Raw genomic sequence first — 13,880 nt, 5'->3', positions numbered from 1 at the left:
CCCGTCCATGGGGCCTAGACCTCAGCATCCATGCTTCGGACTTCCCCAGATAGGCATACCCGGCACCTGACACTTAGTTGGTTGCAAACTCTTAATTCAGACTGATAACTCAAGTTTCGGAGTTCGCTAGCAAAGGATTAGCCCTACCTGGTGGCCGGTGCGGGCGACTGGCACCATAGCCAACCGCGAACTCCGAAACTTGGGTTTATAAATAGTCGAGTAGTATCCGCCACTGGTCTTTCTTTTGTTCAAAACTGAGGCTGGCGTGTGCCGGGCTGGTTGAGGGTAATTTGTGCAGAGGCAAGGCCTGGTCTGTGGTGCTTAGGGTTGGCAGGACTTTCTTGCAATAGTTATCGTATGCCGCCGTGCCATTGCACAGTATCGCCTGTGTGTTCGGGTGGCGGGCAAACCAGCTGGCAAAATCATTCGGCACGATACTGGTTTTTACGATGTCGGCATCGAGGCTGGACGGCCGTTCGCATTGGTAGAGGGCATCCCATAAACCGATGTGACGTTGGGTCAGGTGAGTCAGCCGTTGCTCGTAGGGCAGCGTTGCGTCAAAGCCAAGCCAGTGTCCGAGTATTGGCCAGAAAGCGTTACGCGGGTGGGCATAATACTGGTGGGCCGTTAACGATGCCTTGCCCGGCATTGAGCCAATAATTAATACTCTGGCCTGTGTCGGCTCAACCGGAGCAAAGCTGTTGATGGTGACACCGATCATTTCAGATCGCTTCGAGTTTGGCGTACTGCATCATCAGCCAGCGTTCGCTGCCGTCGTCGAATGACACTTGCACCCGGGCGTGGGCGCCGCCGCCTTCGGCGTTAATTAACGTGCCCTCGCCGAACATGGGGTGCAGCACGCGCTGGCCCAGGCTGAAGCCGGCATCGTCCATGGCCATGTCCTGTTGCAGGCCGAAATTAACCGGCCGGCTGACGGTTGAACGCAACCGCACTTCGGTGAGTAATTCCTGTGGAATTTCGCGCACAAAACGCGACAGCGAATTGAAGGTTTCCGACCCATAGAGTCGGCGGCTTTCGGCGTAAGTTAGAGTAAGGATTTGGCGCGCTCGCGTGATGCCCACATAGGCCAGTCGTCGTTCTTCCTGCAGGCCTGAAGCATCGTCCATCGACATCTTGTGCGGGAACAGCCCTTCTTCCAGGCCAACCAGAAATACGTGGTCGAATTCCAGGCCTTTGGCACTGTGCAGGGTCATTAAATTCACGCTGTCTTCGAATTCATCAGCCTGACTGTCGCCAGCGTCGAGTGAGGCTTCGCCGAGAAATTGCGCCAGCAAGGCAACCGGGGTGTCGGCTTCGTCATTGCCAGCGAAGCTTTGAGCAGCGGAGACCAGTTCCTGCAAGTTTTCAACGCGAGCCCGGCCTTTCTCGCCCTTTTCCTTTTCATGATGTTCAATCAACCCCGAAGCAGCGGTCACGTCTTTGACCATGTCGCCGAGTTCTTCTTTTTCGGTAACAATGTTTTCAAGGTCGGCAATCAGCAACATGAAGTCTTCGAGGGCGTTGGCAGCGCGCTTGGGCAATACTGAATTTTCCAGTGCCGACAGGCAGGCTTCCCACAATGAAAAGCCCTGATCGCGCGCTAAGACGCGCAAGGTTTCGATGGTTTTATTGCCAATGCCGCGCGTCGGTACGTTAATAATGCGTTCAATTGCGGCATCGTCTTGCCGGTTCAATACCAGGCGCAAATAGGCGACGGCGTTTTTGACTTCCAGCCGTTCGTAAAAACGCTGGCCGCCATAAATGCGGTAGGGAATCTGGCTGTGAATCAGCGCTTCTTCCAATACCCTGCTCTGGGCGTTGGAGCGGTACAGCATGGCGATGGTGTTGGCGTTGGTGCCGTTTTCCATCAGTCGGTTGATTTCGTCGGCAACGTAACGGGCTTCATCCTGTTCGTTGAAAGCGGCATAGAGCCGAATCGGGTCGCCGCGGTCGCCTTCGGTCCAGAGGCTTTTGCCGAGCCGGGCCGGGTTGTTGGCGATGACGGCGTTGGCAGCATCGAGAATGGTGGCAGTAGAACGGTAGTTTTGCTCCAGCCGGACCATGTGAGTACCGGGGAAATCCTGATTGAAGGTCTGAATGGTTTCGACCTTGGCACCGCGCCAGCCGTAAATGGACTGGTCGTCATCACCGACGATGGTGAGGCTGAGTTTGTCGCCGGCCAGCACCCGCAGCCAGGCGTACTGAATGGTGTTGATGTCCTGAAACTCGTCGACCAGCAGGTGGGTAAACCGCTGCTGGTAGTTGGCCAGCAAGTCCGGGTTGTTGAGCCAGAGTTCGTGCGCACGCAACAGCAATTCGCCGAAGTCGACCAGGCCACTGCGCTGGCAGATTTCTTCGTAACGCAGATAGATGTTTTTCAGGGTTTCCTGAAACCAGTCGCCATGGGTCTGGACGTACTCGGCTCGGATGCCTTCGTCTTTCTGGCCGTTGATGAACCACTGCACCTGCTTGGGTTGCACCCGCTCGTCAGTGATGCCCAGATCGACCATCAGGCGTTTAACCAGCCGCAACTGATCATCGCTGTCCATGACCTGAAAGTTATCGGGCAGGTGGGCCAGTTTGTTGTGGTGTTTCAGCAGGCGGTGCGCCAGGCCGTGAAAGGTGCCGATCCACAGGGTATTCGAGGGCGTTTCCAGCAACTCTTCAACCCGGCCGCGCATTTCCCGGGCGGCCTTGTTGGTAAAGGTGACGGCCAGCACGCTGTAGGGCGAGGCCAGACCAGCGGAGATTAACCAGCCAATGCGATGAGTCAGCACCCGGGTCTTGCCGCTGCCGGCACCCGCCAGCACCAGCAAATGCTGGGCATCGCTCTCCACAGCCTGGCGTTGTTCGGGGTTGAGTTGGTCTAGCAGGGCATTCAGGCTCATCGCTCAGTTCACTGTACAAAAAAACAGGGGTAGTGTACCAGAAGGCATTGGCCTTTGTGGATGGCGCGGGGCGTATAAACCTTTAGTCGACATTCCTGACTGTTTGGCTAACTTCGCGCGGCGGACCGCTATGGCTGGTCTATACTCCAGCGGAAACCCGTCAGGATTGAACATGCAGTCGGCCAGTCACTCATTTCGTCAGGAACGCCAGCGCCAGGTGTTGCGCCACAGCAATTTGCTGTGGGTGTCTTCATTGGCCATGGGGCTAGTGTGTGTTGCGGTGCACCCGGCACGGCCCGATATGTGGCTGGTGGGCGGTTCAATCGCACTGCTGGCGTCCGCGGGCCTGGTGTTGTCCCGATTTGGACTGGCCTGGCAGGCGCAGTACCCGGCGTTCAGGGCGATGCCGGCCGTGGTTACTCTGACGGCGCTGCAATCGTTGGTCTGGGGCTACGAGGCACATTACGGCGGGCTCTGCCTGACCCTGTCCATTGCCTATGTCGGTATGGCGGCCATCTCGTTGTATGCCCATTGGCGCGCCTTTTTGGCCGCCTGGGCACCGGTGATGGTGTTGCCCGTCTTTGTCGGCCCGCCGCTACCGACCGAAACCCTGATCGACGTGCATCTTCCACTGATGAGCATGGTGTTGCTGGGCGCCTGGCAGGGGCATTTGATGGCGCGTCGTGCCACGCGTCGTGCGCTGGTGAATAAACGCCTGAATGCGCTGCTGGCGCGCAATCGCGACAGCCTGGAAGCCACGGTTGAAGAACGTACCCGGGCGTTACACCAGAGTAATGAACGTCTGCAGGAAGAGGTTGCGTTGCGCAAGCAGGTTAACCAGTCGCTAATCAAGCATGAAGAGCAAATGAACCTGGCCATGACAGCCAGTGGCATTGGCTTCTGGGACTGGGACATCACCGGCCGCCGCGTATACCATTCCGACCAGCATCGGTTTTTTGGCCAGAGTACGGAAAGCGAGGATTGCATCGACCTGATTGCCCGGGTTCACCCGGATGACCGCTGCCAGGTCAAGCGCGCCCTGTCGGCCCATCTTACCCGGCGCAGCGATTTTTACCACGCCCGCTATCGCCTGGTGACCGATGAGGGCGCCGAGCCGGTGTGGCTGGAAGACAGCGGCAAGGTTATTGAACGCACCGAGTCTGGTCAGGCCGTGCGCATGGTCGGCACCCGGCGCGACATCAGCACCGACATGCGCCAGCGCGAAGAACTCAGTTTGTCGGCCTCCCTGTTCAACAACAGTTCTGATGGTGTGTTTGTACTGGGTCGCGACCAGCGTTTTAAAACGGCCAACCGGATGTTCAGTCAGACCGTGGGCATGCAGAAAAGTCAGCTACTGGGGCGTGATCTGTTTTCAATTCTGCCCACCCATCAATCGAAATGCATTGCCAAGGCGTTGCTCAACAACGGGCGCTGGCATGGAGACCTGGTGATCAGAGTGGGCGGCTCGCGCCGTATTCAGGTGTTGCTGACACTCACGGCGGTGCGCGGTAAAGATCGCACCACGAGCCATTATCTGGGTATCTGTCAGGATTTGTCGCAGCGCTATAATGGCCTGATTCCCACCGATAAAAATGCCTACGATACGCTGACCGGGGTCTACAACCGGCGCTTTTTTCAGGAGTTGCTGGCCGGCTTTCACCAGCACGATCCGCTGCTGCCAGACCACTATGCCATTGCCATTCTGAACCTCGATGACTTTGCGGCGCTGAACCGTCACGTTGGCACCGACACCGGTGACCAGTTGTTGCGTGATGTCGCTGCCAGGCTGACTAACCAGAACGACCCGCTGCGCTGGGTAGCGCGGCTCGGAGGCGACCGGTTTGGTTTGTTCCTGGAATACGAAGGCGACCGGGCAATGCTGAAAGACTGCCTGAAAACCCTGTTGCAGGAAGTAGCGCGGCCGATGCTGGTCGACGATCAGGTGGTGTCGGTGACGGCCAGCATTGGGGTGTGCCGGGTTCAGTCCGATAACATCGACACCCTGCTCACATTGGCGCAACAGGCGATGATTCAGGCCAGCGCCAACGGCGGCAACACCATCAATTACCACGCGGCTTACCCACCCGGGTTGCCGCAGCTGGGGGATGCCTGGGCCCGTGAATTCAGGCAGGCGCTCGACGGACAGGTGCTGCATCTCGATTTCTGGCCGCGTACCCGCCTGGCGAACGGCCGGTTGGAGGGGGTGGACGCACGCGTTAGCTGGTATCACCCGGTCTACGGCCGACTGGAGTCGGACGTGCTGTTGTCGATGGCTCACACAGTCGGCCTGGGCCCGGCCCTGCAGCACTGGTTTTTGCAACGCAGCTGCACTGAGGCAGTGCGCTGGCAGCGCGAAGGTTGTGAAACAGTGCGTCTGTCGCTGCAACTGGCGAGCAACCAGCTCGACGATGAAGGCTTTGTAGACCAGATCAGCGCCGTGCTCTCCAGTACCGGGCTGGCCAGCGATGCACTGGAACTGGTGATCACGGAAAGCCAATTGATGGCCGATGTAGCCCACGTGCGCGGCGTGCTGGACCGCCTGGCAAAGTTGGGGGTGAAGCTGGTATTGGGTGACTTCGGTGCTGGCCAGTCGTCGCTGAGCCACCTGAAACACCTGCCGGTCAATGCGCTGAGCCTGGCACCGGGCCTGGTGCGGGAAGCCGTCTCCAAAGGCCAGCAGCCGGTGCTCAAGGCGGTGATCGAGATGGCGCACAGTCTGAACCTGGCGGTTATCGCCAGCCCGGTCGAGCAACCGGCCCAACTGCGCTTGTTGAAGAAACTGGCGTGTGACATCGCCCAGGGTGGGCTGGTTAGCCAGTCGATGAACGCCGACACCTTGCTGGCGCTGGTGAAGCAACGCCACCAGATGCACCTGGCGGCCTCGCCCATTCAGGTGCATTGAGCCTTTCAGCCCAATGCGATCTTTTGGGCTTAAAACACCATACCAATATAGGCATACAAACTGCATAGGCAAGGCTCGGTAGCGGGTCGTCCCCTGTTCGATGAAGACATTGACTGGCGTCACTGAATTGCCATACGAAGCGGATAATATGGCGCCCGATTCGGTGTCATCAGGCCTTTCCCGAAACGGACGCTACCCGAAACCACACCCTTGTTTCTATAACGATCAACAATAAGAAAACGGCAGTCGCCCTAAGGAGTTCAATTTATGTCGGTCAATCTGTTCGATCTTGAACTGGCTAATATTGAAGACGATCAGTTGCATAAGCCCACTGAATCCAGCGAGAACAAACGTTCCAATAATCATCGCCGCTTGGCCGCACGCCGCGCCATCGAAGATCATATGGAACAGCAGCGGCTGCGCAAAGACCTGGACGATCTGGAACTGGAGTTGTTCTGAGCGATCTGGGTTCACACCGGCAACACCGGTCTGAAACAGTCGCTGGCAAAAGGCAGACCCGTCACCAGCCTGCTTTTTGCCAGCGGTTATCCTCTTTGGCAGGCTGTTGAAATTCAGTGAATTTCAGCGTCCCACTGACCGGCGAACGCCTGCATCCCGGGGCGGGTGTCCTACCACTTCCTAAAGCCGGGCATGCCAAAACAACCCGGTCTGATGTTACCCAATCCTACACCGCGTGTTACGAACCGTTACCCGGGCGCTCAGGTTGCCCTAATTCCGCTCGAATTGAGCTCAGGGTGGGGGGCGCGATTGACACCTCGGTCAGTTGCTGGCGCAACGCCTGGTCGGCCGCAAGGTTGCTGTCCCGCATGTGCGCATCCAACTGGCTGGCCCAGAGCGTCAACACCCGACGCGCGGCGGCCTGCTGGTCGGCCGTTAACCGGGCCAGGCTGCGTTCGGGCAGAACCAGCATGCCCCAGGTGTACACCACGGGCTGGTCGGTCAAGTAGCCGACCCGGCTGTGCCAGTTCAGTGTCAGGGCGGCACTGGGCGGTGCGACCAGCGTATTGAGTGCCCCGGTTTCCAGGGCCGGCAGCACATCGGCAATGCCCAGTACCTGATAATCCACGCGGATTTGCTGGCTGAGCTCGCGAATGGCATCGGTATTGGGCAGCCAGAGCTTGCTGGCCCTCAGACCGGCCAGGTCCGCCACCGGTTGCTGCGACATGACGTAGGAGAAGCCTCCGTCGAGCGGGCCGAAGCCATACCAGCCGCGCTCGGCCAGTCGCTCGCGCATGGTTGCGTCAAACGTCTGCCGGGCCTGGTGTACGTCACCGAGGTTGTCGAACTGAAACGGCTGGCTGAGATCGCTAAACTCTACCCCCAGCGCTTCCAGCGTGCTGCTGCTGACCAGAGCACCCTGCAATTGCCCGATGCGCAATTTGCGCATCACCGTTGCATCATCCCCCATCACCCCGCCCGGGTAGACCTTTAACGTCACAGCGCCGTTGGTCGCGTTTTCAAGTTCGACAGACAGCTCGGTCAAGCTGCGCACCGGGGCTGAGCCCGGCGGATAGAGCGTCGAGATCTTCAAGGTACCGGCGAGTACCGGCCCGGCCATGAAACCGAGCGCCAGCAAGCCCAGAGCCTGGCTCACATAACGCAGCGCGCCTGCAGTGATCGATGTATTGCCCGACATACCCTTCCCCTGCCTTGATGGATAAAATACGCAGCTTAAGGGCCCATTGTTACGAGCGGATGGCATCGCTGCCGGGTCGCCGCCGAAGACCGGGAAAAACCGTCGCAGCCATGGTAGATTGCAGGAGCACACGAGCCGCCCAGGCAGAGGATGAACGATGAACAGCGATGATTTGCACGACGTGGTGGAATTCCTGGCCCGGACCCTGCCGTTTTCGGCACTCTCGGCCGAAGAGCGTTCAGAAGTCGCCCGACGGCTGAGCATCGACTACGTTCCCCGGGCACAGCAATCAGCGCTTACCCTGACCGGATTCCTGTACCTGATTCGTACCGGCGCCTTCGAACTGCGCACCCAGCACGATGAACTGATCGACCGGTTGGGCGAACACGAGATTTTCGGCGTCAACACTCTGCTCGAAGGCAACACCGGTGGCATTCGGGTGTTCGCCATTGAAGATGCCCTGGTGTTCAAGCTGTCGAGTGACGATTTCACCGCTCTGTGCGAACGCTACCAGCCAATGCGCCAGTTCTTTCAGCAGATCAGCGAGCAGCGCCACCGCCAGAACCGGATGCTGCTCGACCGGGATATTCAGCCCCGCTTCGAGCAACCCCTGAACCAGTCGGTACGGCAGTTTGCACACCTGGGGCCGGTGATCGGCCAGAGCGACATCAGCATCAAAGCCGCCGCCGGCATTATGCGCGAGCACCGGGTTTCGTCTCTGTTGCTGATGAACGGCGACACCCTGGCCGGCATCGTTACCGACCGGGATTTGCGCAACCGCGCCGTGGCCGAAGGCATGGACCTGACCCTGCCGGTGTCGGGCATCGCCACCGACGAACCCTCGACCATCGATGTCGACGCCCCCCTGTTCGATGCCCAGAAACTGATGACACAGCAACAAATCCATCACCTGCCGGTCATGGAAAAAGGCAAGCCGGTCGGCATGATCTCCGCCACCGACCTGGTTCGCGCCCAGCAGGTGTCGCCACTGTATCTGATCAATGACATTCAGCGTCAGTCATCGCTCGACGCCCTGGCCGAATTGCGCCACCGCATCCCGCGGCTTATTCACAACTGGGTACAGGTAGACACCAGCCCCTACGAGATGGGCCACATACTGGCGGCGATCGGCGATGCCTTCGTGCAGCAATGCCTGCGCCTGGCCAAGCTGGAAGTGGGCGAGGCACCGATGCGGTTTGCCTGGCTGGCGTTCGGTTCCCAGGCTCGCATGGACCAGACTTTCGCCTCGGATCAGGATAACGCCCTGATTCTGGCGCGTGAACCGACCCCGGAAGAGGACGACTATTTTGCGGCCCTGTCTGACTGGGTGTGCGTTGCGCTCGACCGCTGCGGCTACGTGCTGTGCCCGGGCGACATCATGGCGCGCAACCCAAAATGGCGGCGCAGCGTCGCCGGCTGGCAAGCCGCCTTCGATGACTGGATCGACCAGCCCACCCCCGAGGCCCTGCTCAACAGCAGTATCTTCTTCGACGTACGCGTCATCGATGGCGATGCCAGCCTGCTCGATCCGATACAGGCGCACCTGGCCAAACGCACCCCCAAGGCCGACATCTTCCTCGCCATGCTCACCCAAACCGCCGTGCGCAGCCGCCCGCCGCTGGGTTTTTTCCGCCAGTTCGTCTTGAAAAGCAGCGGTGAACAGGAAGACGCATTGGACCTGAAGCACCGCGGCGTCGCGCTGGTGAACGACCTGGCCCGGGTCTATGCCCTGGCTTCGGGTGTGACTGTGGCCAACACCCAGGAGCGCCTGCTGGCGGTAAAGGCCGCCGGAACGATCGACAGCGAACTGGCCGAAAGCCTGATCGAAGCCTGGTCTCTGATCGCGCATCTGCGCATTGAAGGGCAGAGCAATGCCCTGGCCAATGGCGAAGAGCCCACCAGCTTTGTCGACCCGGATACCCTCAGTTCACTGACCCGGGCGCACCTGAAAGATGCCTTCGCCACCATCAAACGCGCCCAGTCGCTGGCCCTGCAACGCTTCGCGCGAGGTCAGCTTGGTTAACTGGATCAAACACCTTTTCCGCCCGGGCGAAGCCTGGGAATCTCGCCGCTATTGGGTGCTGGACCTGGAGTTATCCGGGCTGGACCCCGTCGACAGCCACATCCTGAGCGCGGGCTGGGTCTGCATTGAGGATGGCGCCATTCAACTGGACCAGGCAGGCTACTGCCTGTTCAAAAAAAGCGCCCTGATGGGCGACGACGTCAGCGACAGCGCCCACGTTCATCACATCACCGACCAGCAACGCGAACAGGGCGTAGACCTGCGACTCTGGCTGCAACAGCAACTGGCACAACATCATCACGACATTTGGGTGATGCACCATTCGCCGCTCGACCTGCGTTTTCTAAAAATGCACAGCCAGCGTCTCGGCGTGCACTGGCCAAAAGCGGAAACGCTCGACACCATGCTCTACGAAAAACGCCGCATCCCACCAGACCGGCTGGGCACCCATGCAACCCTGAACCTGAATGCCTGCCGCCACCGTTACAGCTTGCCGCACTACCGCTCACATCATGCGTTCAGCGATGCACTGGCAACGGCGGAACTGTTTCTTGCACAGGTGAAATCGCGTCGCGATACCAATCTGACTGATCGGAAATTAAAGCGGTTATTTTAGGGTCAGAGTTTAAAGTTTTCTGCCAGTTAAGCGTCAGGAGCCGGCGTTGTCTATCCGGGGAAGTCCGCAACATGGATGTTGCGGTCTAGGCCCCAGGGATGTGTTCACGCCGACCCCGGATAGACAACGCCGGTGCCGGACGCGGGCGATTAGCAACATAGCAAAACAGACCACCGACGTTAGTGGTTTGAATTGCCTTCTGACTTACCCTCCAGCAATTGCTCCATTCGCTGCATCTGTGCCTGCATCTGGTTCATTTGCTCGGCCAGGTCGTGACGCTCCTGGTGGGCCTGCTCCTGTGAACTGGCGTTTTGCTCGGCCGTCATAACATCGAGAATAGCGCCGACCATCATGTTTAAAAACACAAAGGCTGTCAGAAAAATAAAGGTCAGGTAGTAGACCCAGCTGAGTGGATGAACGGCCATTGTTTCATACATGACGTCGGTCCAGTCTTCGAACGTCGCGATGCGAAACAGCGTCAGCATGGCAATGGAGACATCGCCCCAGAGGTATTCATTGATGTTGGCAAAAAACAGGGAGCCGATGGCACCGTAGATGTAGAAAATAATAAACATCAGCAGCGCGATATAACCCATGCGCGGAATCGCCTTGAGCAACGCATTGATCAGTGAACGCAATTCCGGCACCACCGATACCAGGCGCAGCACCCGGAACACCCGCAACAGCCGGCCAATCAACACCGCGTCCGCATTGTCGAGCGGGATTAAACTGCCCACCACAACCAGCGTATCAAACAGATTCCAGCCATCGCGCAGGAAGCGCTTCTTGTTTTCACAGACCGCAAACCGGAACAGAATCTCGGCCAGAAAAAAATAGGTGATGGCGTAATCCATCACCGACAGCGCGCGGCTAAGCAGTGGTGGCACATCGTAGGTTTTGGCGCCGATGGTAATGGCCGACAAAATGATGATGCTGATGACCACAATTTGAAACAGACGGCTAGACTCGACGCGTTTCAACTGTACCGCCAGTGATTGGGAAGACACACCAGACATAATGCAGGGACTCCATGATTCTCAAGAGGGCGATTATACGGGGGCATGTCGGTGCATCCTATCGTCTTGCTCAATCTCTATGAAAAGATCGCGTCTGCATTGCACCGCACCCCCGCCTTCCCTAAGCTAGGCCACAGCTTAAGGAGACCTCATGAAGCTGGTGTTTACCCACCCCAACCACTTTGCCGTCATCCATATACGCCATTTACTGGAATCCCGTGGGATCGACTGCCAGGTGCGCAATGAATTCGCTGTCGGCGCCATGGGCGAGCTGGCACCGATCGATGTCTGGCCTGAGCTCTGGGTGGCGGAAGACGATGACGAAGCACGCGCCCGCGAGTTGATCGACCAGGCAACGGCTCAGGCTGATGAGGCCGACTGGTTCTGCGCCCAGTGCGGCGAACGCAATGCCGGCAGCTTCGAACTGTGCTGGGCCTGTGGGGCCGAGCCGCCGCAACGATGATAACCGGCCGGTTTGGCCATTAGTGGGCCATGCGGAAAGTTCTGTCACTGTTCACGTTGCCAGCAAGCCCAGAGCTTCGTTGTCAAACCTTGAAATAGCGGTGCTATTCCGGCGGTTCATCTTTTAAGGTTCTGGGCCTCGCTCTGAACTTGCTGGCATCGCTCCTTAGTAACAGAATTTCACACATGGACCACTATGAGGAATCGCCACCATGACCATAGAAGAACTCCTGGAACGGGCCCGCCAGTGCGGCACTGACCAAACAATGACGGTGCCCGACAGCTGGGGCCAGGGCCGTACCGTATTCGGAGGCTTGTCGGCCGGGTTGGCGTATCAGGTCATGCGGGCATCGGTACCTGCAGACCGGGTTTTGCGCTCGATGAGCATCAGCTTTGTCGGGCCTGTCGCGACAGACGCGCCCTTCGGGTTTCAGGTCGAAGTGCTGCGCGAAGGCAAGAATGTCACCCAGGTAGAAGCTCGGGTGGTGCAGGACGGGCAGGTGGGCGTAGCCATTCTGGCCAGCTTTGGTCAGGCACGCACTTCCGTTACCGGCGTCGAGAATACTGAGACACCGCCTTTTACACAGCCGGAGAACCCGGTCTTCCTGCCGTTTATACCCAAGGTAACGCCCCAGTTTTTCCAGCACATCGACGTTAACCTGATCGATGGCAACATTGCCTTTACCGGATCCGATACCTCACACCATGGCGGTTTTATGCGGTTCAGAGCAGCCCCGGCTGCGCTCACCGATGCGCATCTGATCACCCTGATCGACGCCTGGCCACCCACTCTGCTTCAGCAGCTCAAGACGCCAGCACCCGCCAGCACCCTGGCCTGGAATCTGGAATTCCTGCACCCCCATGCCGAGGTGCCGGCCGATGCCTGGTTTGGGTATCGAGCCATCACCCGTCAGGCGGGTGAAGGTTACGGCCACACTGAGGCCAATATCTGGAATGCGCATGGCGACCTAATCGCGATTAGCCGACAAACCATTACGGTGTTTGCGTGAACGAAAACCGGAGTAGTGTCGTATGCTAAAGCGTCATCTGCCGAATCTTCGCTAACCAACCGCCAATGGAGACAGCCACATAATGAGGGCCGCCGAGTCAGGGTTTCGCAGCATCGCCATGCCACCATCCAGTCGTGACCCTCGGGTTTTGGCTGTCGGGGAGGCGGCAGAACGGCTTGCGGACTTCATTGACCGGCACCCCCGGTTGTTCATTCTCACTGGCGCGGGCATCAGTACGGCTTCGGGCATTCCGGATTATCGCGACGATAAAGGCGGCTGGAAGCGCCGGCCCCCGGTTCAACACCAGGCGTTCATGACCCGCCACCCGGTGCGCCAGCGCTACTGGGGGCGCAGCCTGATCGGCTGGCCAGTGATGCAAACTGCCGCCCCGAACGCCGCGCATCAGGCGCTGGTGTCACTGGAGCAAGCCGGGCAAGTGTCGGCGCTAATCACCCAGAACGTCGACCGGCTGCACCAGAAAGCCGGCAGCCAAGAGGTGGTCGATCTGCATGGCCGGGCCGATGAAGTGGTCTGCATGAGCTGCCATTACCGTTGCCCGCGCGATGAAGTCCACGATCGCTCACGCCTCGCCAACCCTGCCTTCAGCGGCTACAGTGCCGAGACCGCCCCCGATGGCGATGCCGACCTAGAGCTGGATTTCAGTCAGTTCGAGGTCATCGATTGCCCACATTGCGGCGGCATTTTAAAGCCAGATGTCGTCTTCTTCGGCGACAATGTCCCCAAAACCCGGGTAGAACACGCCATGGCGGCGCTGGAAGCCAGCGATGCCGTGCTGGTCATCGGCTCCTCCCTAATGGTCTTCTCAGGTTATCGCTTCTGCCGTCACGCCCACCAGTCCAACATCCCCATGGCAACCCTCAACCTCGGCGCCACCCGGGCAGACGCCCTGATGGACCTGACCCTGAACGCCCCCATCGGCGATACGCTGGCCAGTTGGGCGCTGTCCCGGTAGTTCGTCTGGGTGGTTGGTCCAAAAACGTTGAAATGAAATCGGTGGCAGAATTCGTGACCGGCACCGGGTGCGGTCCTCCGGGGTCGTGCGGAATGCCGCCCACTCAATCCGTCCATGGAGCCTAGGCCGCAACATCCCTGTTGCGGACTCCCCCGGATGACCGCACCCGGCACCGGTCACTAACCTTAGTCGTCAAATTTGATTTCAAAGACTCCAAATACTTGCCTGCGCATCGACACTAAATTGTCGGACACTTTCAAGCGGCAAGGCATAGCCGCTAGTTTGACTGCAATCCGTATAGAGGTTCCTTAAAACGCGAGAAAAACGCCTTGT

11 protein-coding genes are annotated in these 13,880 nt (G+C 58.8%); 7 read left to right on the top strand and 4 right to left on the bottom strand.

The genetic code is table 11. From position 1 onward, the window contains the following. Positions 1-205 precede the first annotated feature (205 nt). Positions 206-721 carry a DNA-deoxyinosine glycosylase gene (locus ABJT94_RS13310; protein ID WP_348474262.1) on the bottom strand — a complete coding sequence of 172 codons (516 nt, stop codon included), beginning with the start codon at positions 719-721 and terminating at the stop codon, positions 206-208. 1 nt (position 722) lies between these two features. Continuing rightward, the gene (uvrD, locus tag ABJT94_RS13305; protein ID WP_348474261.1) at positions 723-2,888 is read right to left on the bottom strand and encodes a DNA helicase II; all 2,166 of its coding nucleotides are present in this window, start codon (positions 2,886-2,888) and stop codon (positions 723-725) included. Between the two features lie 172 nt (positions 2,889-3,060). On the opposite strand from uvrD, the gene ABJT94_RS13300 reads away from it, so the two are divergent. Both ABJT94_RS13300 and ABJT94_RS13295 read left to right on the top strand, forming a co-directional pair. Beyond that, a complete protein-coding gene (locus ABJT94_RS13300; protein WP_348474260.1) occupies positions 3,061-5,790 on the top strand; it encodes an EAL domain-containing protein in 2,730 nt (909 codons plus the stop codon). Between the two features lie 267 nt (positions 5,791-6,057). Further along, positions 6,058-6,249: a hypothetical protein gene (locus tag ABJT94_RS13295; protein ID WP_348474259.1), complete on the top strand. Its 192-nt coding sequence runs from the start codon at positions 6,058-6,060 to the stop codon at positions 6,247-6,249. Between the two features lie 238 nt (positions 6,250-6,487). Here ABJT94_RS13295 and dctP read toward each other — a convergent pair whose 3' ends face one another. Then, complete coding sequence (gene dctP, locus ABJT94_RS13290) at positions 6,488-7,447, bottom strand: TRAP transporter substrate-binding protein DctP (protein ID WP_348474258.1); 960 nt, start codon at positions 7,445-7,447, stop codon at positions 6,488-6,490. 157 nt (positions 7,448-7,604) lie between these two features. On the opposite strand from dctP, the gene ABJT94_RS13285 reads away from it, so the two are divergent. Beyond that, complete coding sequence (locus tag ABJT94_RS13285) at positions 7,605-9,470, top strand: DUF294 nucleotidyltransferase-like domain-containing protein (RefSeq protein WP_348474257.1); 1,866 nt, start codon at positions 7,605-7,607, stop codon at positions 9,468-9,470. Further along, entirely contained in the window at positions 9,463-10,086 is a 624-nt protein-coding gene (locus tag ABJT94_RS13280; RefSeq protein WP_348474256.1) for a 3'-5' exonuclease, read from the top strand. The genes ABJT94_RS13285 and ABJT94_RS13280 overlap by 8 nt, the downstream gene beginning before the upstream one ends. Positions 10,087-10,265: 179 nt before the next feature. On the opposite strand, the gene ABJT94_RS13275 is transcribed toward ABJT94_RS13280, so the two are convergent. Next, the gene (locus tag ABJT94_RS13275) at positions 10,266-11,102 is read right to left on the bottom strand and encodes an ion transporter (RefSeq protein WP_348474255.1); all 837 of its coding nucleotides are present in this window, start codon (positions 11,100-11,102) and stop codon (positions 10,266-10,268) included. A 151-nt stretch (positions 11,103-11,253) separates the two neighbouring features. Here ABJT94_RS13275 and ABJT94_RS13270 point away from each other — a divergent pair, with 151 nt between their 5' ends. From ABJT94_RS13270 to ABJT94_RS13260, 3 genes are all read left to right on the top strand, one after another. After that, on the top strand, positions 11,254-11,565 hold the full coding sequence (locus ABJT94_RS13270) for a DUF2007 domain-containing protein (protein ID WP_348474254.1): 312 nt from the start codon (positions 11,254-11,256) through the stop codon (positions 11,563-11,565). A gap of 211 nt (positions 11,566-11,776) precedes the next feature. After that, positions 11,777-12,574 carry a thioesterase family protein gene (locus ABJT94_RS13265; RefSeq protein WP_348474253.1) on the top strand — a complete coding sequence of 266 codons (798 nt, stop codon included), beginning with the start codon at positions 11,777-11,779 and terminating at the stop codon, positions 12,572-12,574. Positions 12,575-12,656: 82 nt separating this feature from the next. Then, positions 12,657-13,547 (top strand): NAD-dependent protein deacetylase, encoded by an 891-nt coding sequence (locus ABJT94_RS13260; RefSeq protein WP_348474252.1) that lies wholly within the window; start codon positions 12,657-12,659, stop codon positions 13,545-13,547. The last annotated feature ends 333 nt before the right edge of the window (positions 13,548-13,880 follow it).

Origin of the sequence: Saccharospirillum sp., assembly GCF_039982735.1 — a bacterium.
GTDB lineage: Bacteria > Pseudomonadota > Gammaproteobacteria > Pseudomonadales > Natronospirillaceae > Saccharospirillum.
The sequence above is the reverse complement of the archived record's forward strand: the minus strand, read 5'-3'. Positions and strand labels throughout refer to the sequence as shown.

What these genes read in the sequence shown, in the direction of transcription:
- ABJT94_RS13310 (WP_348474262.1), bottom strand. Translation starts at nt 721, where the DNA reads ATGATCGGTGTCACCATCAACAGCTTTGCTCCGGTTGAGCCGACACAG.
- uvrD (WP_348474261.1), bottom strand. Translation starts at nt 2,888, where the DNA reads ATGAGCCTGAATGCCCTGCTAGACCAACTCAACCCCGAACAACGCCAG.
- ABJT94_RS13300 (WP_348474260.1), top strand. Translation starts at nt 3,061, where the DNA reads ATGCAGTCGGCCAGTCACTCATTTCGTCAGGAACGCCAGCGCCAGGTG.
- ABJT94_RS13295 (WP_348474259.1), top strand. Translation starts at nt 6,058, where the DNA reads ATGTCGGTCAATCTGTTCGATCTTGAACTGGCTAATATTGAAGACGAT.
- dctP (WP_348474258.1), bottom strand. Translation starts at nt 7,447, where the DNA reads ATGTCGGGCAATACATCGATCACTGCAGGCGCGCTGCGTTATGTGAGC.
- ABJT94_RS13285 (WP_348474257.1), top strand. Translation starts at nt 7,605, where the DNA reads ATGAACAGCGATGATTTGCACGACGTGGTGGAATTCCTGGCCCGGACC.
- ABJT94_RS13275 (WP_348474255.1), bottom strand. Translation starts at nt 11,102, where the DNA reads ATGTCTGGTGTGTCTTCCCAATCACTGGCGGTACAGTTGAAACGCGTC.
- ABJT94_RS13270 (WP_348474254.1), top strand. Translation starts at nt 11,254, where the DNA reads ATGAAGCTGGTGTTTACCCACCCCAACCACTTTGCCGTCATCCATATA.
- ABJT94_RS13265 (WP_348474253.1), top strand. Translation starts at nt 11,777, where the DNA reads ATGACCATAGAAGAACTCCTGGAACGGGCCCGCCAGTGCGGCACTGAC.
- ABJT94_RS13260 (WP_348474252.1), top strand. Translation starts at nt 12,657, where the DNA reads ATGAGGGCCGCCGAGTCAGGGTTTCGCAGCATCGCCATGCCACCATCC.